The organism is Pseudomonas sp. Pseusp97, assembly GCF_047304025.1.
Lineage (GTDB): Bacteria > Pseudomonadota > Gammaproteobacteria > Pseudomonadales > Pseudomonadaceae > Pseudomonas.
The window spans coordinates 1-1,588 of record NZ_JBGLYK010000426.1; the positions used below are offsets into that span (position 1 = coordinate 1).

The window sequence follows — 1,588 nt, forward strand, 5'->3', positions numbered from 1 at the left end:
ACCCCCCCCAGCTCCTGAGCTGCCGGTTGACTCTGTTCGCGAGCAAGCTCGCTCCTACAGGTAATCCCCCTCATTCCTGCTGGAGCCACCCATGCCCTTCATCACCCAAATCAAGACCTTCGCCGCCCTCGGCAGCGGCGTCATCGGCAGCGGCTGGGTCGCCCGCGCCCTGGCCCATGGCCTCGACGTCATCGCCTGGGACCCGGCCCCTGGCGCCGAAGCCGCGCTGCGCGCGCGCATTGCCAATGCCTGGCCGGCGCTGGAAAAGGCCGGCCTCGCCCCCGGCGCCTCGCAGGACCGCCTGCGCTTCGTCGCCACTATCGAAGAGTGCGTGCGCGACGCCGACTTCATCCAGGAAAGCGCCCCCGAACGCCTCGACCTCAAGTGCGAGCTGCACGCCAAGATCAGCGCCGCCGCCAAGCCCAACGCGCTGATCGGCTCCAGCACCTCGGGCCTGCTGCCCAGCGAGTTCTACGCCGACGCCACGCACCCTGAACGCTGCGTGGTCGGCCACCCGTTCAACCCGGTTTACCTGCTGCCGCTGGTGGAAGTGGTGGGCGGCGCGAAGACCGCGCCGGAAGCCGTCCAGGCTGCCATCCAGGTCTACCAATCCCTCGGCATGCGCCCGCTGCACGTGCGCAAGGAAGTCCCCGGCTTCATCGCCGACCGCCTGCTCGAAGCGCTATGGCGCGAGGCGCTGCACCTGGTCAACGACGGCGTCGCCAGCACCGGCGAGATCGACGACGCGATCCGTTTCGGCGCCGGCCTGCGCTGGTCCTTCATGGGCACCTTCCTCACCTACACCCTGGCAGGCGGTAACGCAGGCATGCGCCACTTCATGGCCCAGTTCGGCCCGGCGCTGCAACTGCCCTGGACCTACCTGCCCGCGCCGGAGCTGACCGACACCCTGATCGACCGCGTGGTCGAAGGCACCAGCGAACAGCAGGGCAGCCGCAGCATCGCCGAGCTGGAACGCTACCGCGACGACTGCCTGCTGGCGGTGCTCGGCGCGATCAAGGACACCAAGTCCAGGCACGGCTTCGCCTTCGCCGACTAACCTCACGGTTCATCATTCGCTCCAAACCACCCCCTCTCCCTTCAGGGAGAGGGCCGGGGAGAGGGGCTCTTCGGACGCGAACATGACCCACGCCCTGAAAACCTACGAAACCCCCATCCTCGCCGAGTGGACCGACTACAACGGCCACCTGCGCGACGCCTTCTACCTGCTGCTGTTCAGCTACGCCACCGACGCCCTGATGGACCACCTGGGCCTCGACGCCGAGCACCGCGCGGCGACCAACGACTCGCTGTTCACCCTTGAGGTGCACCTCAACTACCTGCACGAGGTGAAGGAGGGCGAGAAGGTCGAAGTGCGCACCCAACTGGTCGCCCACGACCGCAAGCGCCTGCACGTTTTCCACAGCCTGCACCGCGCCAACGAAGACCTCGCCCTGGCCGCCAGTGAGCAGATGCTGCTGCACGTGAACCTCGAGGGCGGCGCGCGCTCGGCGCCCTTCGAAGGCGTGGTGCTCGAGCGCGTGCTGGCGCTGGCCGAAGCCCATCGCCCGTTGCCGCGCCCGGACTACGT

Annotated in this window: 2 protein-coding genes; both read left to right on the forward strand. The window is 68.3% G+C overall.

Features of this window, described 5'->3' with window-relative positions:
- The first annotated feature begins 91 nt into the window (after positions 1-91).
- Positions 92-1,057, forward strand: a complete 966-nt coding sequence (locus ACCC94_RS29630; protein WP_413353156.1) for an L-carnitine dehydrogenase — start codon at positions 92-94, stop codon at positions 1,055-1,057.
- Positions 1,058-1,139: 82 nt separating this feature from the next.
- Positions 1,140-1,588, forward strand: a 449-nt coding sequence (locus ACCC94_RS29635) for a thioesterase family protein (RefSeq protein ID WP_413353157.1), incomplete at its 3' end; no start/stop codon positions are given.

Bases quoted from the DNA above. Each gene is read 5' to 3' on its own strand.
- ACCC94_RS29630 (WP_413353156.1), top strand. From the start codon at position 92: ATGCCCTTCATCACCCAAATCAAGACCTTCGCCGCCCTCGGCAGCGGC.